This window comes from Stenotrophomonas sp. YAU14D1_LEIMI4_1, from assembly GCF_003086815.1.
In the GTDB taxonomy this organism is placed as follows: Bacteria; Pseudomonadota; Gammaproteobacteria; order Xanthomonadales; family Xanthomonadaceae; genus Stenotrophomonas.
This window is the reverse complement of record NZ_CP025997.1, coordinates 1,339,968-1,361,149: the sequence shown is the minus strand read 5'-3', so window position 1 is coordinate 1,361,149 and position 21,182 is coordinate 1,339,968. Positions and strand designations below refer to the sequence as shown.

20 protein-coding genes are annotated in these 21,182 nt (G+C 67.9%); 9 read left to right on the top strand and 11 right to left on the bottom strand.

From position 1 onward, the window contains the following. Positions 1-17 precede the first annotated feature (17 nt). The gene (locus tag C1932_RS06320; RefSeq protein ID WP_108752563.1) at positions 18-239 is read left to right on the top strand and encodes an RNA-binding S4 domain-containing protein; all 222 of its coding nucleotides are present in this window, start codon (positions 18-20) and stop codon (positions 237-239) included. 20 nt (positions 240-259) lie between these two features. Here the strand turns inward: C1932_RS06320 and ubiM are convergent, their stop codons facing one another. The 4 genes from ubiM to C1932_RS06300 form a co-directional block, all read right to left on the bottom strand. Then, on the bottom strand, positions 260-1,438 hold the full coding sequence (ubiM, locus tag C1932_RS06315; protein WP_108761579.1) for a 5-demethoxyubiquinol-8 5-hydroxylase UbiM: 1,179 nt from the start codon (positions 1,436-1,438) through the stop codon (positions 260-262). 104 nt (positions 1,439-1,542) lie between these two features. Beyond that, entirely contained in the window at positions 1,543-1,932 is a 390-nt protein-coding gene (locus C1932_RS06310) for an MAPEG family protein (RefSeq protein WP_108761578.1), read from the bottom strand. A 12-nt stretch (positions 1,933-1,944) separates the two neighbouring features. Then, a complete protein-coding gene (locus tag C1932_RS06305; protein WP_108752561.1) occupies positions 1,945-2,490 on the bottom strand; it encodes a DUF4019 domain-containing protein in 546 nt (181 codons plus the stop codon). A gap of 58 nt (positions 2,491-2,548) precedes the next feature. After that, on the bottom strand, positions 2,549-3,712 hold the full coding sequence (locus C1932_RS06300; RefSeq protein WP_108761577.1) for a hypothetical protein: 1,164 nt from the start codon (positions 3,710-3,712) through the stop codon (positions 2,549-2,551). Positions 3,713-4,168: 456 nt separating this feature from the next. Between C1932_RS06300 and C1932_RS06295 the strand changes: the two genes are divergently transcribed. The 3 genes from C1932_RS06295 to C1932_RS06285 all read left to right on the top strand — a co-directional run bounded on the left by C1932_RS06295 (position 4,169) and on the right by C1932_RS06285 (position 7,599). After that, on the top strand, positions 4,169-5,647 hold the full coding sequence (locus C1932_RS06295; protein WP_108761576.1) for an AlkA N-terminal domain-containing protein: 1,479 nt from the start codon (positions 4,169-4,171) through the stop codon (positions 5,645-5,647). After that, positions 5,644-6,135, top strand: a complete 492-nt coding sequence (locus C1932_RS06290) for a methylated-DNA--[protein]-cysteine S-methyltransferase (RefSeq protein WP_108761575.1) — start codon at positions 5,644-5,646, stop codon at positions 6,133-6,135. The genes C1932_RS06295 and C1932_RS06290 overlap by 4 nt, the downstream gene beginning before the upstream one ends. A 219-nt stretch (positions 6,136-6,354) precedes the next feature. Beyond that, positions 6,355-7,599 carry an ectonucleotide pyrophosphatase/phosphodiesterase gene (locus C1932_RS06285; protein WP_108761574.1) on the top strand — a complete coding sequence of 415 codons (1,245 nt, stop codon included), beginning with the start codon at positions 6,355-6,357 and terminating at the stop codon, positions 7,597-7,599. Positions 7,600-7,707: 108 nt separating this feature from the next. On the opposite strand, the gene C1932_RS06280 is transcribed toward C1932_RS06285, so the two are convergent. Then, the gene (locus C1932_RS06280; protein ID WP_108749022.1) at positions 7,708-7,887 is read right to left on the bottom strand and encodes a 30S ribosomal protein THX; all 180 of its coding nucleotides are present in this window, start codon (positions 7,885-7,887) and stop codon (positions 7,708-7,710) included. 110 nt (positions 7,888-7,997) lie between these two features. Next, positions 7,998-8,411, bottom strand: coding sequence for a MerC domain-containing protein (locus tag C1932_RS06275; RefSeq protein WP_108761573.1), 414 nt, complete (start codon positions 8,409-8,411; stop codon positions 7,998-8,000). Positions 8,412-8,545: 134 nt separating this feature from the next. On the opposite strand from C1932_RS06275, the gene C1932_RS06270 reads away from it, so the two are divergent. The 5 genes from C1932_RS06270 to C1932_RS06250 all read left to right on the top strand — a co-directional run bounded on the left by C1932_RS06270 (position 8,546) and on the right by C1932_RS06250 (position 15,522). Then, positions 8,546-10,750 carry a TonB-dependent receptor gene (locus C1932_RS06270; protein ID WP_108761572.1) on the top strand — a complete coding sequence of 735 codons (2,205 nt, stop codon included), beginning with the start codon at positions 8,546-8,548 and terminating at the stop codon, positions 10,748-10,750. 232 nt (positions 10,751-10,982) lie between these two features. After that, positions 10,983-11,549: a TetR/AcrR family transcriptional regulator gene (locus C1932_RS06265; RefSeq protein WP_108752554.1), complete on the top strand. Its 567-nt coding sequence runs from the start codon at positions 10,983-10,985 to the stop codon at positions 11,547-11,549. Then, entirely contained in the window at positions 11,549-13,219 is a 1,671-nt protein-coding gene (locus tag C1932_RS06260; RefSeq protein ID WP_108761571.1) for an MFS transporter, read from the top strand. Before C1932_RS06265 ends, C1932_RS06260 begins: the two co-directional genes overlap by 1 nt. Positions 13,220-13,229: 10 nt before the next feature. Then, positions 13,230-14,414, top strand: a complete 1,185-nt coding sequence (locus C1932_RS06255) for an HlyD family secretion protein (RefSeq protein WP_108763365.1) — start codon at positions 13,230-13,232, stop codon at positions 14,412-14,414. Between the two features lie 442 nt (positions 14,415-14,856). Further along, complete coding sequence (locus C1932_RS06250) at positions 14,857-15,522, top strand: hypothetical protein (RefSeq protein WP_108761570.1); 666 nt, start codon at positions 14,857-14,859, stop codon at positions 15,520-15,522. 59 nt (positions 15,523-15,581) lie between these two features. On the opposite strand, the gene C1932_RS06245 is transcribed toward C1932_RS06250, so the two are convergent. The 5 genes from C1932_RS06245 to creD all read right to left on the bottom strand — a co-directional run bounded on the left by C1932_RS06245 (position 15,582) and on the right by creD (position 21,163). Beyond that, on the bottom strand, positions 15,582-16,073 hold the full coding sequence (locus tag C1932_RS06245; RefSeq protein ID WP_108749015.1) for a Fur family transcriptional regulator: 492 nt from the start codon (positions 16,071-16,073) through the stop codon (positions 15,582-15,584). Between the two features lie 34 nt (positions 16,074-16,107). Beyond that, positions 16,108-17,511: a glutamate--tRNA ligase gene (gltX, locus tag C1932_RS06240; RefSeq protein ID WP_108752550.1), complete on the bottom strand. Its 1,404-nt coding sequence runs from the start codon at positions 17,509-17,511 to the stop codon at positions 16,108-16,110. Between the two features lie 93 nt (positions 17,512-17,604). Then, positions 17,605-19,161, bottom strand: coding sequence for a M20/M25/M40 family metallo-hydrolase (locus tag C1932_RS06235; RefSeq protein WP_108763364.1), 1,557 nt, complete (start codon positions 19,159-19,161; stop codon positions 17,605-17,607). A 261-nt stretch (positions 19,162-19,422) separates the two neighbouring features. Then, positions 19,423-19,833, bottom strand: a complete 411-nt coding sequence (locus tag C1932_RS06230; RefSeq protein ID WP_108761569.1) for a hypothetical protein — start codon at positions 19,831-19,833, stop codon at positions 19,423-19,425. Positions 19,834-19,843: 10 nt separating this feature from the next. Further along, positions 19,844-21,163 (bottom strand): cell envelope integrity protein CreD, encoded by a 1,320-nt coding sequence (gene creD, locus C1932_RS06225; protein ID WP_108761568.1) that lies wholly within the window; start codon positions 21,161-21,163, stop codon positions 19,844-19,846. Positions 21,164-21,182 lie beyond the last annotated feature (19 nt).

The window sequence follows — 21,182 nt, the reverse complement described above, 5'->3', positions numbered from 1 at the left end:
CCAGGAAACCGCGTTCCATGCAGATTCTCGAATTCGACCTCGACGGCGAGTACGTCGAACTGAAGCAGTTGCTGAAGCTGGCCGACCTGGTCACCAGCGGCGGCGAGGCCAAGATGGTGATCGGCGACGGCCAGGTGCTGGTGGACGGCCAGGTCGAGCTGCGCAAGGCCTGCAAGATCCGCGCAGGCCAGGTGGTGGAATTCAACGACAGCCAGATCCGCGTGCTGGCGGCCGGCTGACCCGGCCGGGCAAGGCAGGATCAGGCCACGCGCTGGGTCAGATGCGAGGCAATCACCTTGCGGAACGGCGCCACGCCCTGCGCCAGCCGCAACCCGGCCGCGCGCAGCAGGCGGGCCGGCGCGCGGTCATCGGTATACAGGCTGGCGATGGCGTTGGTGGCCTCGTACAACGGCCGCGACGCCAGCCGGTGCCCGCGCTCGTAGCGGGCCAGCATGCCCTCGGCGCCGATGTCCGCCGCGCGTCGCTGCTGATCCAGGATGCCCTGCGCCAGCCGCTGCGCACTGGCCAGACCCAGGTTGAACCCATGGGCCGTGACCGGGTGCATGCCCACGGCAGCATCGCCGATCAGCGCACAGCGGCTGCCGACGAAACGGTGCGCGTAGACACCGACCAGCGGATAGGCCTGCGGCGTGGCCACCGGCTGCATCTGCCCCAGGCGGTGCTCGAAGAACCCGGTGATGGCCTGGCCGAAGGCCACCTCGTCCATCGCCAGCAGCTGCTCGATCTGCCGCGGCGGCAGGGTGACCACCGCTGACGCCTGCCCTTCGTTGAGCGGCAGCAGGGCCAGGGTGCGGCCGTAGCCGAACCATTCCCAGGCCGTGTGGTGATGGTCGCGCTCGACCTGCATGCGGCACACCAGCATCGATTTACCGAAGTCGCGCATCTGCGCGCCGATGCCCAGCATGCGGCGGGTGGCGGAAAAACGGCTGTCGGCGGCCACCAGCAGGCGTGCGTGCAGTTGGCTGCCGTCATCCAGGGTAACCACGTGGCCCTGCGCGTCGGCACGCAGCGATTGCAGCTTGCGCCCGTCGAACAGCTGCAGGCCCTCCTGGTCCTGCACGCCCAGCCAGGCCGCCCGCCGGATCAGGTGATTGGGCACCAGCCAGCCCAGCGGCTGATCGGCCGTGCGTTCGCTGGCGAAGGTAAGCGCGAACGGCGAGCCGCCGTTGAGCACCTTGGCATCGCGCAGTTCGGCAATTTCGCTGGCCGGCAGCTGTTGCCACAGGCCCAGCTGTTCCAGCGTCTGGCGCGAGGCATGGGTGAGTGCGATCTCGCGCCCGTCGAAGGCGGCCGCCGCCAGCGCCTGGCGCGGCTGCGCCTCCACCAGCCCGACCTGCAGGCCGCTTTCGGCCAGCGCGCGCGCAAAGCACAGGCCGGCCGGCCCGGCGCCCACCACCACCACGTCCATTCCACGCATGCCTGTCTCCTGACCCATGTCCGTTCGCTACCAGCTTAGCGCTGGGCGCGTTAAGGACCTTGATCTGGATCAGCGCAGCAGCCGGCCCCTGCCCTCTACCGGCCTTACAGCAGGGCCAGCACCAGCGACAGCACCGCCACGATCGACACCACCCAGACCAGGCTGCGCACATACGGCACACCGCTGGCGTACAGCGGCAGGTACACCACGCGGGCCCAGAAATAGACCTGCGCGGCCAGCACGGTGTGCTCGCTGCTGCGCCCGGACAGCACCACCGCAATAGCGGCGGCGGCGAAGAACGGGAAGGTTTCGAAGAAATTGGCCTGGGCCCGCGCCAGCCGTGCCGCCAGCGCACCCAGCGGCACGTTCTGGCCGTCGCGGGCCGAAGCGTTCCACTTCAGGCCACGCTCGCGGGTGGCCGCACCGGTGGCGGCAAAGATATGCACGAAGCCGAGCAGCATTGCCCAGGCCAGCATCGTCAGTTCGGTCGCCATGTTCGATCTCCGTCAGGGAGCGGAAGCGCGCAGGCTGTAGCCGGCCAGGCGCCAGGTCTGGTCTTCGTCGAAACGGAACGACACCAGTTCGCGCACCGGCTGGGCGCTGCTGGCAAAGCGGGTGGGGAAGCTGACGTTGATGTACAGCCCTTCCGGCACGGCCGCGCCGGGGCCGTACTTCACCCGGGTCACGCTGGGCTGGCCACGCCCGGCCAGGGCGCCCAGGCGGGTGCGGTCGGCGGTGAGCTGGCTGACGAAAGCAGCCTTGGGAACGGCGCGGCGCGCCACGACCGAAGCACCGTCCCACAGTTCACCGGCGCGATTGCCATCGACCAGCTGCGCGGCTTTCAGCGCAGCGGCGGTCATTTCTGCGTCCTGCTTCTGCACCTGGGCCTGCTGGGCCGGGGTCAGCGTCGGCGCGGCCGCGGTGGCGGGCTTGGCGGCGGCCGGCGTGGCCGGTGCCGGGCGCGCCGGTGCCGGTGCGGGCGTGGCCGGCGCAGGTGCCTGCGCCAGTGCAGCCAGGGGCAACAGGGACAGCAACAGGAACGCGCGCTTCATGGCCACCGCCGGTTCAATGAATGGAACCGCAGTCTACGCCAGCACGGTGATCGGCTCGTCAGCGCGTAGTACTGCTGGCTTCCACTGCAGCGGCCTCGGCCTCGGCGGGTGCGCCGCCGCTACCCGCGGCCGGCGGCTGCTCGGCCACCGGCGGCTCGGGAGGCGCCGGCGGCAGGGTGGCCACGTCGATCTCGGACAACGGACTTTCTTCCGGGCACACCGGATCGGGGAAGCCGAAGCGCTCTTTCAGCGCCTGCCCGCAGCTGTTGATCGATTCCATGTCCACGCCCTCGCGCTTGCACTGCTGGTCGAAGGCGACCAGGAAGGCATCCTTGCGCTGCACGAAATCATCGCCGCAGGTGCGCATCTGCTTGATCCGCTCCAGATCGTCCTGCACCGCGTTGGTGCCATCCAGGCCGAACTGGCGCAGCTCCTCGGGAGTGAGCAGGCGCAGGCTGCGGTTGGGCACGGTCATCATCAGATCGGCCACGCCCACGGCAACGCCGTTGCGCTGCAGGTAATCCTTCACGTTGTCATAGACCTCGTGCAGTTCGCGGTTGAGTTCCGCGCGCGAGGTCGCCTTGGAACTGATGCGCATCATGCGGTGGATGCCGACCTTGCCCGATAGCAGGCGGTTGTCGCCTGCGGCAAGCACGAACACGCAGGCGCTGTGGCAGATCGAGCCTTCGCGCACCCAGATCGTCCAGCCCGATTCGCCGATGCTGTCGCCGGCCACGATGGCCGATTCCACCTGGCCGCCGCTGGAATCCAGATCGAGGATGCGCTTGTGGATCTTCAGCGCGTCGGCCACCACGGCCAGGCGCCAGACCAGTTCGGCGAAACCGGGATTGATCTTGCCGGCGTAACGCACGCGCAGCAGCCCACGCTCGGCGCACGGCGCCAGCGCCTGCTGGATCTGATCGCGCCCCAGCCCTTCCAGCGCCACACCATCGCCACCCTCACCGGCGTAGTCGGTACTGCAGCTGATCCAGGCATTGCCGTTTTCCAGTTGCGCCGCCGCCCACGGCCGGTCCGCCCGACTGCGCGGCGGTGCCGGCGGCGGCGGCGCATCGGCGGCATTGATCGACACCATGTTCTCGCCATCGCTGGCCGGTGCCCGCGTCGCCTTGTCGGCCGCGGTCACGTTGCCGGGGTTTTCCAGTTGCTTGCAGCCGGCAAGGGCCAGGCATAACAGGGGCAACCAGCGGAATCGGAAAGACATCGGGCAACCGGTATTCGAGGGAAGCGAGAGCCACAGTCTACCCGCCAACGCCGCGCATTCAGCGTGCGCCACTGAACCCATGGTGACCCTGGGGAACGCATCCACGCATGGCGTGGATCTACTGACTGGCGGTCAGATCCGGGGTCAGAGCCCGTTGCTGCGCAACGGGATCCGACCGCGTGCCGTTCCGTCAGATCGCAGCCATCTGTCGAAGGCGGGGTGGTATGGGCAGGCGGGACCGCAGGCGCCATGGATGGCGCCTACGAGCCCCCATGGAAGGCTTTACGGCGTGTCCCGCCTGCCCATACCACCCCGCCATCCCACGGATAGCCCGCTTTTGAAGTTGACGTTGACGTTGATTCAGCGGGTGCAGGGCGCAGCCCTGCCGCCCCCCCCTTCAGCATCCATGTCCGAAAATGGCGAGTATCCACCCCCACCGCAGCCTAGACTGGCGGCATGGACAGCTCCCCCGCCCTCGACACCGCCGCCTGCGACCGCGCTCGCTTGGCCCGCGATGCGCGCTTCGACGGCGTGTTCTTCACCGCCGTGCGCAGCACCGGCATCTACTGCCGCCCGGTGTGTCCGGCGCCACCGCCGAAGCCGCGCAACATCAGCTACTACCGCACGGCCGCCGCGGCCGCCGCCGCCGGCTACCGGCCCTGCCTGCGCTGCCGCCCCGAACTGGCGCCGCAGGCGCAGCAGGCCCTGGCGGGGCAGACCGTGCAGCGCGCCCTGGCCCTGATCCACAACGGCTTCCTGCAGGATCAGTCCATGGCCGAACTGGGCCACCGCCTGGGCCTGAGCGCACGCCAGCTGCAACGCCTGTTCGTCGAACACCTGGGCGCCACGCCCGCGCAGATCCACGCAACCCATCGCCTGCTGCTGGCCAAGCAACTGCTGACCGAAACCGCGCTGCCGGTGACCGACGTCGCCTTGGCCGCTGGCTACAACAGCCTGCGTCGCTTCAACACCGCTTTCCTGCAGGGCTGCGGCATGCCGCCCACCGCGCTGCGCCGCCAGCATGCCCCGCTGGTTGGCGCCGACGATGGCCTGGTACTGCGCCTGGGCTACCGCCCGCCGCTGGATTTCCCGCGCATCCTGGCCTTCCTGCGCAAGCGCAGCCTGCCCGGCATCGAACTGATCGACGACGACAGCTACCAGCGCGTGCTGGGCACGCCCGAACGCCCCACCCTGCTGCGGGTAACCGCCGATCCCAAGCGCCCCGAACTGCGCCTGCAGATGGGCGCGGTCGACCCCCGCCTGATCCCCGACATCGTGCGCCGGGTGCGCCGGGTGTTCGATCTGGATGCCGACCTGCAGCAGGTGCATGCCGCGTTGCGCGAAGAACCCCTGCTGGCCCGTGGCATCGCCGAACGCCCCGGACTGCGCGTACCCGGCGGCTGGGATGGCTTCGAGGTGGCCGTGCGCGCGGTACTGGGCCAGCAGGTCAGCGTGGCCGCTGCGACCACCTTCGCGCGCCGCCTGGTCGATGCCTGGGGCGCCCACCTGCCGGGCATGCCGCCGGCATTCGACCGCCAGTTCCCGCTGCCACAGGTGCTGGCCGACGCGCCGCTGGAATCGATCGGCCTGCCACGCACGCGCGCAGCCACGGTGCGTGCGCTGGCCGCGGCCTGCGCCAGCGGTGCGCTGGATTTCGGGCCAGGCCAGGCCCTGGACGAATTCGTTGCACGCTGCGTCGCCCTGCCCGGCATCGGCCCATGGACGGCGCAGTACATCGCCCTGCGTGGGCTGGGCCAACCCGATGCGTTCCCCGCCGGCGACCTGGTGCTGCAGCAGGTGCTCGGCCATGCGCAGGGCCAGCGCCTGAGCGAACGCGCCACCGAGGCCCGCTCGCAGGCGTGGCGACCGTGGCGCGCCTATGCCGTGCTGCACCTGTGGCACCTGTCCGGCACCTTTGTTGGAGAACCGACATGACCCTGTTGTTCGATCGTTTCGACAGCCCGATCGGCGAGCTGACCATCGCCGGTAACGAGCATGGCCTGGCCCATGTGCTGTTTCCGGAAAACCGACACCCGGCACGCGGGCGCGGCGACTGGCAGTACGCGCCGGGTGCGCTGCCGCAGGCACGCGAACAGTTGCTGCAGTACCTGCACGGCGAACGCAGCCGCTTCGATCTACTGCTGGCGCCGCGCGGAACGCCGTTCCAGCTGCGTGTGTGGCAGGCGCTGGCGGTCATCCCGTTCGGCCAGACCTGGAGCTACCTGCAGCTGGCCCAGCACCTGGGCCAGCCCACGGCCACCCGTGCGGTGGGCGCGGCCAACGGCCGTAATCCCCTGCCGATCGTGCTGCCCTGCCACCGCGTGATCGGCAGCAATGGCACGCTCACCGGCTTCGGCGGCGGCCTGGAAACCAAGGCGGCACTGCTGCGACTGGAGCAGCGGCAGGCACCGTTGTTTGCGTGAGGGTTGGTTGGCTGTTGGTAGGTGTCGACCTTGGTCGACACGCTGTGGCCGCATCAGGCGTCCTCCGCTGGGGTCAGAGCCGTTTCCCTGTGGGAAACGGATCCGACCCCGCTGGCCGGTAGGTCCACGCCGTGCGTGGATCACTTTCATGCCGCGGACACGGCGTGCGACAGCACGCCGTGTCTTGGGCACGTCATTGCCGCCGCTTATCATGTCGCGATGACTTCCGTACGCCTGACCTGTTCGCTGGCGCTGCTGCTGCCCCTAGCCGCCTGCACGACCACGCCCTCTTCGTCCGCGCCAGTTGCGCGCGCCGACGCGCCGCCACCGAAGCTGCTGCTGATTTCCATCGACGGCCTGCGCGCCGATGCGTTGGATCGTGGGCTGACGCCGAACCTGCAGCGCATCATCGATGGCGGCGTGCGCGCACGCTGGATGACCCCGTCGTACCCGTCGCTGACCTTCCCCAACCACTACACCCTGGTCACCGGCCTGCGCCCGGACCACCACGGCATCGTCAACAACAGCATGGAAGACCCCGCGCTGGGGCGCTTCAGCCTGGGCGACCGCGAGGCGGTGACCAACAGCCACTGGTGGGGCGGTGAACCGATCTGGGTCGGCGCGGAAAAAGTGGGCGTGCGCACCGCCACCACCTCCTGGCCCGGCAGCGAGGCCGAGATCGACGGCACCCGGCCCAGCCGCTGGCAGGTGTACGACAGTAAAGAGCCGCTGCAGCAACGCGCGCAGACCGTGCTGGACTGGCTGGCACAGACCGATGCCGATGCGCCACGCCTGACCACGCTGTACATGGAAAACGTGGACAAGGCCGGGCACAACCATGGCCCGGATTCGCAGCAGTATGCCGATGCGATCGTGCTGGCCGACCAGGTGATCGGCCAGGTGCTCGACGGCCTGGACGCACAGGGGCTGGCGGCGTCGACCAACGTGGTGGTGGTCTCTGACCACGGCATGGCGTCGGTACCGGAAGGCCAGGTGATCGCCACCGAGTCGATGGTCGATCCGTCACTGGCGCGCAACGTCAGCCAGGGCCAGTCGGTGGGCTTCGAGCCGGTGACCGGCCGCGAAACGCAGGCCGAACAAGCGCTGCTGGGCCGCCACGCACACTACGAATGCTGGAAGAAGGAGGCGCTGCCGCCGCGCTGGCATTACGGCAGCCACCCTCGCGTTCCGGCCATCGTCTGCCAGATGGATGAAGGCTGGGATGCACTGCGCGCCGAGCGTATCGCCAAGCGCGACCACCAGGACCGCGGCTCGCATGGCTACGACAATGCCCTGCCCTCCATGCGCGCGGTGTTCGTTGCGCGCGGCCCTTCGTTCCAGCAGGGCCTGCTGATCGACGGGTTCGACAACGTGGATGTGTACCCGCTGCTGGCGCATCTGCTGCAGGTGCCGGCGGCGCCGAACGACGGCGATGCCGAGACGTTGAAGAAAGCGCTGCGCTGACGGCGCAGCATCCGCCGGGCATGGCCCGGCGAGCGCAGCGGCAGCAACACCGGGCAAAAAAAACGCGGCGCCAGGCGCCGCGTTTTCTTCAAGCAACCGCCGGCCGGATCAGGCCTTGGCAGCTGCCTTCTTCGCCACAGCCTTCTTGGCCGGAGCCTTGGCCACGGTCTTCTTGGCAACCGGGGCGGCGGCGCCTACAGCGACCTTGCTCGCAGTGTGCGAACGGGCGTTGCCGTAGCTGGCGTTGTAGCGCTTGCCCTTGGCGGTCTTGCGGTCACCCTTACCCATGTCTTCAACTCCTCAAGTGTGAAATCTGGTTACCCCGTACTGACACGGGTTCGGCGGGGCCGCCTTGCTGGGCGCCCCCGCGCACGATCAGAAAGCCTATCACGACGCGCCTAGTGCGCGCAGCTGGCGTCGTGGACGTGGCCGTGGTTCAGGCGCAGGTTCACCAGGTGCGCCACGCCCACCAGCAGGCCGCCGAGGGTCATCACCACTGCATGCGGCACCGCATTGTGGTGCAGCGGGTCGTAGAGCACGCCCGCCCACAGTGCCACCAGGCCGGGAATCAGGAAGCCCAGCGCGCGCAGCGCGCCGTGGCGGCGGTAGCCCATGACCAGGCTGAACAGCCCCAGCAGCGTCACGAACACCACCAGCGCCATCTCCACCCCGTCGCTCAGCCAGAACGACAGGCCCAGCGAAGGCGCCATCGCAAGCAGCACCGGAATGACCGCGCAGTGCGCGGCGCACAGCATCGAACCGGTGGCACCAAAGCGATCGAGCAGGCGGCGGAACGAGGAGGACAGGGACATGACTTCCAGCAGGGTCGGCGAATCGTTATGGAATAATATAACATTCACTCCTGCCCCGCACGGTTTCCCTCCCCCTGTCCTTCGACGGGATACGTGCGCCACCCGATTGATACAAAGTAACAAAGGACTTGCCGATGTCTGCCCATTTCCCGCGGTTGAAGCCGCATTCCCTGGCCTTGGCCCTCGCCGCCCTGCTGCCGTCGGCTGCGTTCGCCGCCGGCGACGATGCTGGCCAACGTGACCGCCACCTGACCGAGCTCTCTTCGGTGCAGGTCACCGCCTCGCCGCTGCAGGGCGATGCCGAGTCGCTGGCACGCCCGGTAGACGTGCTGACCGGCGAACGCCTGGACGAACAGAAGGCCGGCACCCTGGGCGACACCGTGGCGAAGCTGCCCGGCGTGCAGAGCACGTTCTTCGGCCCCGGCGTCGGCCGCCCGATCATCCGCGGCCAGGAAGGCCCGCGCGTGGCCGTGCTGTCCAACGGCATGGGCAACATGGATGCCTCCACCGTCAGCGCCGACCATGCCACCAGCATCGAACCGTTCCTGGCCGACCAGATCGAAGTACTGAAAGGCCCGGCCACCCTGCTGTTCGGCAGCGGCGCGATCGGCGGCGCGGTGAACGTGGTCGATGGCCGCATCGCGCGTGACCTGCCGGACCGCCCGCTGAGCGGCCGCGCCGAACTGCGTGGCAACTCGGTCAACGACGAACGCAGCGGCATGTTCCGCCTGGACGGCGTAAGCGGCAACGTGGTGCTGCATGTCGACGGCCTGGTGCGCAACGGCGACGACTACCGCATTCCCGGTTATGCGGTGATCGACAGCCTGGAAGACCACCACGACGACCACGACCATGACCACGCCGGCGAAGAAGGCGAAGAGCCGCGCCGCGGCCGTCTGGACAACAGCTCCATCCGTACCCGCGCCGGCGGCGTGGGCGCGACCTGGCTGGGCGAAGGCGGCTACTTCGGCGTGTCGGCCAGCACCTACCGCACCAACTACGGCATTCCCAACGGCGCCCACGTGCATGCCGAGGGCGATGAGCACGACCATGATCACGACCACGACCATGGCGAAGAGGAAGAAGGTGACGAGCACGACGTGCGCATCGACATGGTGCAGAACCGCTTTGAAACCAAGGCAGGCATCTACAACCCGGTGTCGTTCCTGAAGAACGTCAACGCGCGCGTGGCCTACACCGATTACGAACACGTGGAGCTGGAAGCCGGTACGCCGTCCACCCGTTTCACCAACCGTGGCATTGAAACCCGTCTGGAAGCGGTGCAGCAGCAGATCGGTGGCTGGGACGGCGCCTTCGGCCTGCAGTTCGGCAACAGCGATTTCGGCGCCCGCGGCGAAGAGGCGTTCGTGCCGGACACCAACACGAAGAACGTCGGCCTGTTCGTGCTGCAGGAAAAGCAGTTCGGCCCGTTCAAGCTGGAACTGGGGGGCCGCCATGACCAGGTGAAGCTGGACCCGACCGGTGACTACCGCCGCCGCTCGTTCGATGCCACCAACCTGTCCGCGGCCGGCATCTGGAAGCTCAACGATGCGGTGGACCTGCGCATCGGCGTGGACAGTTCCGAGCGTGCACCGACCAATGAAGAGCTGTATGCGGCTGGCGCGCACATCGCCACCCGTTCGCTGGAAATCGGCGATGCCAACCTGAAGACCGAGCGCGGCCAGCGCGTGGAGCTGGGCATCCACACCCACAGCGAGCGCCTGGACTTCTCTGCCGCGATCTACCAGACCAAGTTCAAGGACTTCATCTACCTGGCCGACACCGGCGTGACCGAAAGCCTGCCGGTGCGTGCCTGGACCCAGCAGGACGCGGTGTTCAAGGGCGCCGAGGCCGAAGCACTGGTGCACCTGTTCGAGGGCGGCGCCGGCGATTGGGACCTGCGCGTGTTCGGTGATTACGTGCAGGCCAAGCTGGACGGCAGCGGCAGCCGCAACCTGGCGCTGGCGGTGCCGCACGGCGACCACAACCACAACTACACCGTGGAACTGGCCAACACCGGTTACCTGCCGCGCATCGCCCCGGCACGCGTGGGCGCGGACCTGCGCTGGGCCAAGGATGGTTGGCGCGCGTCGGTGGGCGCGGTGCGCTACAGCCGGCAGAAGGACGTGGCGCAGAACGAGGAACCGAGCGACGGCTACACCCTGGTCGATGCGCACTTCGCCTACCGCTGGGACCGCAACGACAGCAACAGCTACGAGGTGTTCCTGGACGGCAGCAACCTGACCAACCGCGAAGTGCGTCCGCACACCTCGCTGCTGCGGGATTACTCGCCGCTGCCGGGCCGTGGTGTGGCGTTCGGTATTCGCGCGTACTTCTGACCGGCCATCCACGCATGGCGTGGATCTGCTGATCCCGGGGTCGGATCCCTTTCCGCAGGAAAGGGCTCTGACCCCGCTACAACGCGGCAAGCATCCAAGGGGCCTTCGGGCCCCTTTTCCATGGCGCGCAATCCTTCACGCCATCCTCACAAAGATGTGCGTAGAGCAACAAACGGACAATCCCGTCACTGAACGTCTCGCCAACCGGACAATCTTGTCCGAAAATGAAGCCATGACCGCACAACGCGCTGATGCTGCCGCCCGCCGGGCCCTGATCCTCGATGCCGCCGACCATGTGTTCGGCCAACACGGCGTAACCGCGCCGCTGGACCTGGTGGTCGAACGCGCCCAGGTGGGCCGCGCCACCCTGTACCGCAACTTCCCCGACCGCACCGCCCTGATCCAGGCCCTGTTGCAGCGCACGGTGGACCGCATCCGTCGCCAGGTGGAACAACTGGGCGACCGCGATGACGCCCTGTTCGAAGTGTTCGAAGGCATGGCCCAGCGCATCATCGATTCGCCGGCGCTGGCCGACTACTGGCGCGCGGTGGATTCGGACGTGGCGGCCATGCGCATCGCCCGCGAGACCGTGCGCGACCTGCTGGAAGCGCCGATCGCGCGCGCCAAGGCCGCCGGCCTGTGCCGGCCGGATCTGGAGAAGACGGATATTTCACTGATCTCGGGCATGCTGGGCGCAGCCCTGCGCGGCAAGACCCGCGAAGAACGCGCGCAGTTGGCCGGGCGCGCCCTGCAGCTGCTGCGCGGGGGCCTTCAGGGAGCAGCCAGCGGAGACCGCTGATGGTGCAGCCGTATCTCAAACCGATTCCGGATTGGGAGGAGCACGAAAAGCCGACCATGCCGGGCTCGGCCTCGATGCCCTGGCACCCGCCGCAGCGGCGGGCGGCCTACGCGCTGGTGTCGCTGCTGGTGGCGATCACCGGTGGTCTGGGGAATGCGCTGGTGACCGCCAACCTGCCGTTCCTGCAGGGCCAGCTGGCGCTTACGCCTACCCAGGGCGGTTGGCTGGTGGCCGCCTACGCCATGGTGAACGTGACCGCCAACCTGCTGGCCTTCAAGTTCCGCCAGCAGTACGGCATCCGCCTGTTCGCCGAAATCGGCCTTGGCCTGTATGCGGCGCTGGCCGTGCTGCATCTGTTCGTGGGCAGCTTTGAAACGACCCTGTTGACCCGCGCCGCCAGTGGTTTCGCCGGCGCCGCCTGTTCCACCCTGGGCACGCTGTACATGCTGCAGGCCCTGCCCCGCCGCTTCACCGGCAACCTGCTGGTGGTCGGCGTGGGTCTGTCACAGCTGGCGGTGCCGATCGCCTGGATCGTTTCGCCCACCCTGGTCGATACCGGCCAGTGGCACCAGCTGTACTCGTTCGAAGCCGGCCTGGCGCTGTGCGCATTCGCCGCGGTGGTGCTGCTGAAGCTGCCGCCGGGCGTGCAGATCAAGGCGTTCGAGCCGCTGGATTTCCTTACCTTCGCCCTGCTGGCGCCGGCTGTGGCGCTGCTGGTGGTGGTACTGGCGCAGGGCTATACGCGCTGGTGGCTGGACACCGCGTGGCTGGGCTGGGCGCTGGTGGCGTCGATCGCGCTGACCACCACCGCACTGGTGATCGAACACTACCGGCGCAACCCGCTGCTGCAGATCCGCTGGCTGTCCACCCTGCCGGTGCTGCACTTCATCGTCGGCGCGTTCCTGATCCGCTTCCTCACCACCGAACAGTCCTACGGTGTGGTGAGCCTGATGCGCACGCTGGGCATGGGCCCTGACCAGATGCGGCCGCTGTTCGGCGTGATCCTGGCCGGGGTGATCACCGGCATCGCCGGGGCCTCGCTGACCTTCGGGCCGAAGCGGCTGATCCCGCAGCTGCTGATGGCCATCCTGCTGCTGGGCACGGCCGCGGTGCTGGACCAGCACCGCACCAGCCTGGACCGCCCGCATGATTTCTACGTCAGCCAGTTCCTCGCTTCGGTGGGCGCAGGCATGTTCATGGGCCCGCTGATCATGCTCGGCATCTCCGCTGCGCTGAAGCAGGGCGTGGACCACATGATCACCTTCCTGGTCACCCTGTCGATCACCCAGACCCTGGGCGGGCTGGCCGGTTCGGCGGTGCTGGGCACTTTCCAGCTGCACCGCGAACAACTGTATTCCAGCGCGCTGACCAGCCAGCTCGATCCTGCCGACCCGGTGGTGGCGCAGCGCCTGCGCATCCAGCAGCAGGTGTATGCGGCGCAGATCACCGACCCGGTGCTGCGCAGCGCACAGGGCAGCGCACAGCTGGCGCAGACCACGCGGCGCGAAGCCAATGTGCGCGGCTTCAACGATGTGTTCACCCTCAGTGGCTGGCTGGCCATCGGCTTCTTGGCCTGGCTGCTGCTGTTGTCACTGCGCACCGCCGTGCTGAAGCAATGGCGCAAGCGCCACCCCGTTGCCACCGCTGCGAATGCCGCAGCGCCGCCCTGAGTACCCTGCCATGTCTCCCGTTCCGCCCCGCCCCGACGACGCTGACAGCGCCGACAACGTGACCCCGCCGCCACCCACCGATGCCGCGTCGGCACCGGAAGCACCGGCGGCACCTGCCGCGCCCGCCGCGCCGAAGTACCTGCGGCCCAGCGCGCGCAGCGTGGTGGTAATGATCGTGGTGGCGCTGCTGGGCATCGCGCTGATCCTGCGTGCGTGGCACCTGTGGCCGTTCACCAGCAGCGTGATGGTGACCGACAACGCCTATGTGCGTGGGCAGATCACGGTGCTGGCGCCGCAGGTGAACGGCTACGTGACCGAGGTGCTGGTGAAGGACTTCCAGCACGTGAAACAGGGCGAGCCGCTGCTGCGCATCGACGATCGCATCTACGCGCAGAAGGTGGCGCAGGCCGAGGCGACGCTGGACAGCGCGCGTGCCGCGCTGGCCAATTCGGACCAGTCGCAGGCGCAGAACCGTGCGCAGATCGGCTCGGCGCGTGCCACCCTGGCCGCCGGGCAATCGGAACTGCAGCGCTCGCGCAATGAGCTGAAGCGCTACGAGGAGCTGGCCGCGCAGCAGCTGGTGTCAATCAACGACCGCGACAAGTTCCGCACCACCCAGGCCTCGGCCCAGGCCAGCGTGCAGCAGTCGCAGGCACAGATCCGCATTGCCGAGGAAACCCTGGTATCCACCCAGGTGGCGCGCAAGGGTCTGGAAGCGCAGGTGGAAAGCGCGCAGGCGCAGCTGGAACTGGCGCGCATCGACCTGGCCAACACAGTCATCCATGCCCCGCGCGATGGCCAGATCAGCGAGGCCAGCGTGCGCGTGGGCCAGTACGTGGCGGCCGGTTCGCAGCTGCTGTTCCTGGTGCCCGACACGCTGTGGGTGGTGGCCAACTACAAGGAAGGCCAGACCTGGCAGATGCGCATCGGCCAGCCGGTCACGTTTACCGTGGATGCCTTCCAGGGCCAGGTGCTGCACGGCCATGTGGAACAGATCGCGCCGGCCACCGGTTCGGAATTCAGCGTGCTGCGCCCGGACAACGCCAGCGGCAACTTCACCAAGGTGGTGCAGCGGTTGCCGATCCGCATTTCGATCGACCCCGACCAGGAACTGGCCGCGCGACTGCGCCCGGGCATGTCGGTGATCGCGCGGGTGAATACCGCCGCGGAGCCGGCGCCCGTGGTAGACCCGTAACGCGCACGTGCGGCTGCGCCGAAGGCTGCGAACGGCGGCGCCCCTCGTGGCTGATCGTTGCGGTGGGATTGCGGGGTTTGGCCGGGGGGGGTGGGCTGCGCAGGGGACGCTGCAAGTACGTCCCTGTAAGCTCGGTCGCCGCATCCATGCGGCTCACGCCCCTGCGCAGCCCACCCACCCGGCCACGGACATTCTCCGTGCGCGTCAGCCACCTGAATCAAAGAAACAAGGTCAAAAGCAGGGCTTGCGGATCCGCTTTGTTTTTGTAGAGTCGAGCCGTGCTCGACTGCCTTGCCCAGGAACCATCGAAACCGGCACGGTAGAGTCGGCTGTCAGTCGACTGTTTCTGCTCCGGGATTGTTGCGCTAGTCGACTGAGAGTCGACTCTACCTGGTCGACTCCACCCTGCTCGACTGCCTTACCCCAGGAACAATCGGAAACAATGAAATTCAACGCACTGTCCAGGAAGGCAGCCAAGGGACCGGCGCCGCTGCAACATGGTGGCAGCGTGGAGGTCGAGGATCTGATCCGCTTCGTGCTCGAGCACGGTGCCGAGGGTGCGACCGAGATCGAGCGCCTGTGCGCGCTGCACGGCTGGCGCGAGGACGTGCAGCACAACCCCGATGGCACGCACTTCGCACCGATGGCGCCGTGGGCGCGGGCCTGTGCGGCGTTCGGCCATCGTGGCGTGGCGGGGCTTCTGCCACTGCTGGACAGCCCGTTCCTGGCGACCTATGCGATCGGGGTGCTGCAGGATGTGCGCAGCGAGGCGTCCGTGGCGGCGCTGTTGGCTTTCTGCGAACAGGCCGATTTCAGCCAGGACGATGCACTGTCGGCGCCGTCGCGCGCGCTGGCCGCGCTGAATGTCCTGCTGTCTTTCGACAAGGCCGTTGTGGTGTCAATCGCTACGCAGCAGGCGCTGCTGCACCTGGTCCAGCGTGTGTGGGAACAGGCGCCGACCACGCAGGGCCGCAGCATGGTGTTGTGTGCCGTGCGCGGTGCGGCCGCGCATGAGGCGCTGCAGTGGGTGCAAACGCTGGTAGTGGAGGATGCGGAATTGATTGCTGCGCGCAAGGTGGCGCTAAAGCGGTTGCGGCAGCGTTTGTGAGAAGGGGTCAGATCCCTTTTGCCTTGGCAAAAGGGCTCTGACCCCAGGATGCAGGCCTGTCAGCCTGCGCAGCGCGCGCAGAGGCCGTGCACTTCCAGTGTCTGCGCCTGCGGCTGGAAGCCCAGCTCCTTGGCGCGCTTTTCCAGCTGGGTGACGATTTCGCGGTCTTCCAGTTCCACCGCGCTGTGGCAGCTGTTGCAGATCAGGAAGGGCACCGAGTGCGCCGCGCTGCTGGGATGGTGGCAGGCCACGAAGGCATTCACCGATTCCAGCTTGTGCACGAAGCCATTGGCCATCAGGAAATCCAGTGCGCGGTACACGGTGGGCGGGGCGTCGGCGCCCACGCCCTTGCCGCTGCGCACCCATTCCAGCAGCTCGTAGGCTTTCACCGGCTTGCCAGCCTCGGCAATCAGCTTCAGCACGTTGGCGCGGATCGGGGTCAGGCGCAGCCCGCGCTCGCGCGAGACACGCTCGACCACCGCCACGAAATCCGATGCGTCGTGGACGTGGTGGTGCGGGGCGGTACAGGCAGAAGCAGGTTTGGCGGGCATGCGCGTTCTCCGGTTCGGGGCTGGGCCGCAGGGCTCAGGCCGTTGCTACCTTGGTAATGGCCACATCGATGCGTTTCAAGGCCTGCTCGCGGCCGGCCAGGTACACGGTATGGGAAATGTCAGGGCTGACCTGGGTGCCGGTGATGGCCACGCGCAGCGGCTGGGCGACCTTGCCCATGCCGATTTCCAGCGCGGCGGCGGCATCGTGCAGGGCCACGCCCACGGCCTCGGCGGTCCATTCCGGCAGCGCGGCCAGCAGCTCGCGGGCCTTGCCCAGCGGCAGTTCGGCGCCGGCCTTGAAGTGCTTGGCCACGGCCGCCTCGTCGTACTCGGTCAGCGGCTGGTACCAGACCACGGCCTTCTCGGCCATTTCCTTCAGGGTCTGCACGCGCTCGCGCAGGGCAATCACCACGTCCACCGGGGCCGGGCCGGCGGCCACGTCCAGGCCCAGCTTTTCCAGCTGGTAGACCAGGTGCGGCACGATGCTGGCCGCTTCTTCGGTCTTCAGGAAGTGCTGGTTGACCCAGCCCAGCTTGGCCATGTCCAGGCGCGAGGCCTTGGAATTGCAGTTGGTCACGTCGAACAGGTCGATCAGCTCCTGGCGGCTGAACAGTTCCTGGTCACCATGCGACCAGCCCAGGCGGGCCAGGTAGCTCAGCAGGGCGTCGGGCAGGTAGCCGGCGTCCTTGTACTGCATCACGTCGGCCGCACCGGTGCGCTTGGACAGCTTGGCGCCCTGCTCGTCCAGGATCATCGGCATGTGGCCGAACTTCGGCACCGGCGCGCCGATGCCTTCGTACAGATTGATCTGGCGCGGGGTGTTGTTGATGTGGTCGTCGCCGCGGATGACCTCGCTGATGCCCATGTCCCAGTCGTCCACCACCACCGCGAAGTTGTAGGTGGGGTAGCCGTCCGGGCGGAAGATGACCATGTCATCCAGCTCGCTGTTGGCGATCTCGATGCGGCCCTTGATCAGGTCGTCGAACACCACCGTGCCATCCAGCGGGTTCTTGAAGCGGATGACGCGGTTCGGGTCGTCCTTGCGCGGCAGGCCCAGGTCGCGCGCGGCGCCGTTGTAGCGCGGCTTTTCCTGCTTGGCCATGGCGGCCTCGCGCATCGCGTCCAGCTCTTCGCGGGTTTCGTAGGCGTAGTACGCCTTGCCGTCGGCCACCAGCTGTTCGGCCACTTCCAGGTAACGGGCCACGCGGTCGGTCTGGTAGATCGGGCCGACGTCGTAGTCCAGGCCCAGCCAGTCCATCGCCTCCAGGATCGCGTCGATCGCGCCCTGGGTGCTGCGTTCACGGTCGGTGTCTTCGATGCGCAGCACGAACTCGCCGCCACGGTGGCGGGCCTCCAGCCAGCAGTACAGCGCGGTGCGGGCACCGCCGATGTGCAGGTAACCGGTGGGGCTGGGGGCGAAGCGGGTGCGGCAGATCATGGGGCGCTCGGGGAACGGGAATCCGCCGATTTTACCACCAGCCCCGCAAGGGCAAGGAGAGGCGGACGCGTCCGGCCCCTCCTGCCCGCTTTCTCAGGGCTGCGGCTCAGCCTTGCGCGGGAACGAGGCCTCGCGCATCGCCGCGTTGTAGGCGAACGAGGCCACGATGGCCGCCGCCTGCTTCAGATCGTCCGGTTCGGCGTGGTCCCAGGTGTCCAGATGGCTGTGGTGGACGTTGGTGAAGTAGTCCAGCCGGTCCTGGATGAACTGGAAGCCGGGCAGGCCGATGCGGTCGAAGCTGATGTGGTCGGTGCTGCCGGTGTTGCGGGTGGCCACGGTGGTGGCGCCCACATCGTGGAACGGCGCCAGCCAGGCCTCGAAGATCGGCATGGCCGCCAGGTTTTCCTGGGCGTAGATGCCACGGAAGCGGCCCGAACCGTTGTCCATGTTGAAGTAGACCTGGAACTTGCTGTAATCGCGGGTCTTCTGCAGCGCGCCGGTGGGCTCGCGCAGCGAGGCCGGCAATGCCTTCTGCGCTGCGTCTGTGGGTTCGGGGAAGCGGCCGAAGTGCTTGGCCACATAGGCCTGCGAACCGATCAGGCCCTGTTCCTCGCCACTCCACAGCGCCACCCGGATGGTGCGCTTGGGCTTGGCGCCGGTGGCCTTGAGGATGCGCATGGCCTCCATCATCACCGCCACGCCGGCGGCGTTGTCGGCCGCGCCGGTGCCGCTGTGCCACGAATCCAGATGCGCACCGATCATCACCACTTCATCGGGCTTGCTGCTGCCACGGATCTCGGCCAGCGTGTTGTAGCCGGGCTGGTCGGCTTCGTCGGTGAAGCGAGCGGCCACATCCACGCGCAGGCGCACGCTCTGCTTGGCCGCCTGCGCGCGTACCAGCGGATTGAAGTGCTCGGCGATCATCGCCAGCTCGGGAATGCCCGCCGATTCGCCGGCCTTGCGCGAACCGCCACCGGCCACGCGGATGATGCCATTGTCCCAGCTGCTGATGCTGATCGAGGCCAGCGCGCCCTCTTCCACGAAGAACGCATTGACCTTGGCCGCCAGTTCCTGGCGCTCCTTGTATTCCTTCACCCGCTTGGCCCGCTCGGCGGCGGCATCCTTGGGCAGGGTGAATTCCTGCAGGCCTTCCAGCGAGGTGGCGTCGTGGCGGTGCGAATCGGCCTCGGTGCCGCGCTTGTACTCACGCGCTTCGCCCAGCAGCAGGATCTTCCCGCGCAGCTTGCCGCGGTACTTCTCGATGTCCTCCGGCTTCTTGATCTCAACCTGCAGCAGTTCGCCTTCCACCGGCCCGTTCGTGCCCGGCGTCCACGCCTTGGGCAGGGCATGCAGCGGTTGCACGCGGTCGCCCAGCATTTCCACGCTGGCCGAGGTGAACTCCCAGCCGCGGCCGAAGTCATCGAAGGCTTCGTCGTGCACGTTGTCCAGCTTCCACTCGCTGAACTTGCCGCGGGTCCAGGTGTTGGCGCGGCCCATCGCCGGCGAATTGGTCAGGCGCGGGCCGATGCGTTCGGTGAGATAGCTGAAGGTATCCATCACCTGCGAGCGGTGGAACGCCTCCTGGCGGATACGGCTGACCATGTCCAGGTCGACCGCTTCGCGCTGCTGCGCCCCTGCATTGCCGCCCATCACCAGGGCTGCGGCCAGCACACCCCACTTCAGCCCACTCCACTTCACCACGCCGTACCCCTGCCCTTAGGCTCGATCATCAAGCCTTCGAGTCTAGCCAGCGGCGGTGCGTGCCCCCCGTCCCATCGGTCATGGGCGGTGGCCCTGACGCACAGTAGATCCACGCCATGCGTGGATGACGCGTGCGAACCAAGGTTCGCACCCACCAGGGTGCTGGGTTTCTGCCAGTAGATCCACGCCATGCGTGGATGAACAGCCGGATCACCCGCGCCAGCCCAGCCACAGCTGCGCCCGGTCCGGCAGCAGCAGCAACCAGTGCTGCTGGTCGATGCTGCTGCAACCGTAGACCGATGCGTGCGCCGGCCAGTCCGCCGGCAGCCCGTCAATGCCGATGGCCTGCAGCGCGGCCGCGCCGGCCTGCCAGGGCCGGTAGCGCGGCACCCGCCCGGCCAGTGCGCCGCGGCCATGGCGGGCGCTGGCCAACCACTGCAGACCTTGCTGCTGCAGGCCCTGGCAGGTCACCGCGGCCAGCTGGAAGCGGACCAGGCCGGGGGCGATCCGTGCCCCCGGCAGGGCCGCCAGCACACCATGTGCCTGCAGCAGTGCATCCACTTCCAGCAGCGCGGGAATGCCCTGCTTTGCCCGTTGCCGCAATCCCTGGCGCCAGCCCATGGTGTGCTCCTTACTTCAGCTCGCTGCCCAGCGCGTACCAGTCCACGCGGCGGGTCACCCACATCGCCACGGCCAGGATCGCGAACAGCAGCAGCGAACCCATCAACAGCGCGTTGTTTTCCGAAACCAGCAGCCCGTACAGCGCGCCGTACAGCAGCGTCAGCATCGCCGCAAAGCCCAGCCCGCGCTTCCAGTGCCCCAGCACGTTGGCCAGGTACACCGCCTGCAGCCCGATGCAGGCCACGGCCGAGACCAGGTAGGCCAGCCAGAACGCGATGTGCTCGGACAGGCTGATCAGCAGCAGGAAGAAGATCGCCAGCGCCAGGCCCACCATCAGGTACTGCAGCGGGTGGATGCGCAGTGCCTTGATCAGCTCGAACAGAATGAAACCGACGAAGGTGAGCACGATGAACAGCACGCCGTACTTGGACGCACGATCGGCCTGGGTGTAGCTGTCCACCGGGTCCACCAGCGAAACCGCCACGGCTTGTGCGTCCAGATCGCCGCCCTTGCGCAATTGGTGCTGCGCATCGGACGCCAGCGACGATACCGCCCAGCGTGCATCGAAGCCCTGGCCATCGACGCGGCGCTCGTTGGGCAGGAAGGCACCGGTGAACGAGGGGTGCGGCCAGCTTGAGCGCAAGGCGATCTGGTTGTCGTCGCCCAGCGGCACCACCGACAGCGCACGGCTGCCGTCCAGGCGCAATTCCAGTTCCACGCTGCTGGCAGCCAAGGTGCCGCCACCGGCATCGGCAAAACCGGCCACCGGCGCATGCAGGCCACGGCCCAGCACGTCGGCCGCGCCCACGCCCGGCTGCAGGCGCACCTGCTGGCCATCCACGCGCAGGTTCGGCGTGCCTACCAGACCGCGCGCGTCGGACACGCCCAGCGCCACGTACGGCTGGCCGTAGCTGCGGCCGGCCTTCACCGGGTAATCGTCGGCGGCGAAGCTGGCCTTGACCTGGCCGTTCCAGCTGTACACCGGCACCTTGAACAGCCCCACCGAGCGCTGGCTGGGCAGCAGTTCGCCGTTCACTTCCAGCGTGGTCGGCACCTGCAGCCACTGCCCTTCGGTGGTCTGCATCTCGGTCTTCTTCACGCCCTGCGCGTCCACCACTTCCACCTGCTGGCGCTCCACCCACGGCACCACCCGCACCGGGCCGATCAGGCGCTGGGTGCCGGCGCGGCTTTCGGCCACGCGCGAATATGCTTCATCGCGGTACGCGCTGCGCTCGTTGATGACGCCGCGGATCATCATCAGGGGTATCAGCAGCAGCAGGATCAGGCCGCCCACAATGGCGAACCGCAGCAGCATCTTCAGGGATTTCATGGTCCATCCTCGTTGGAGA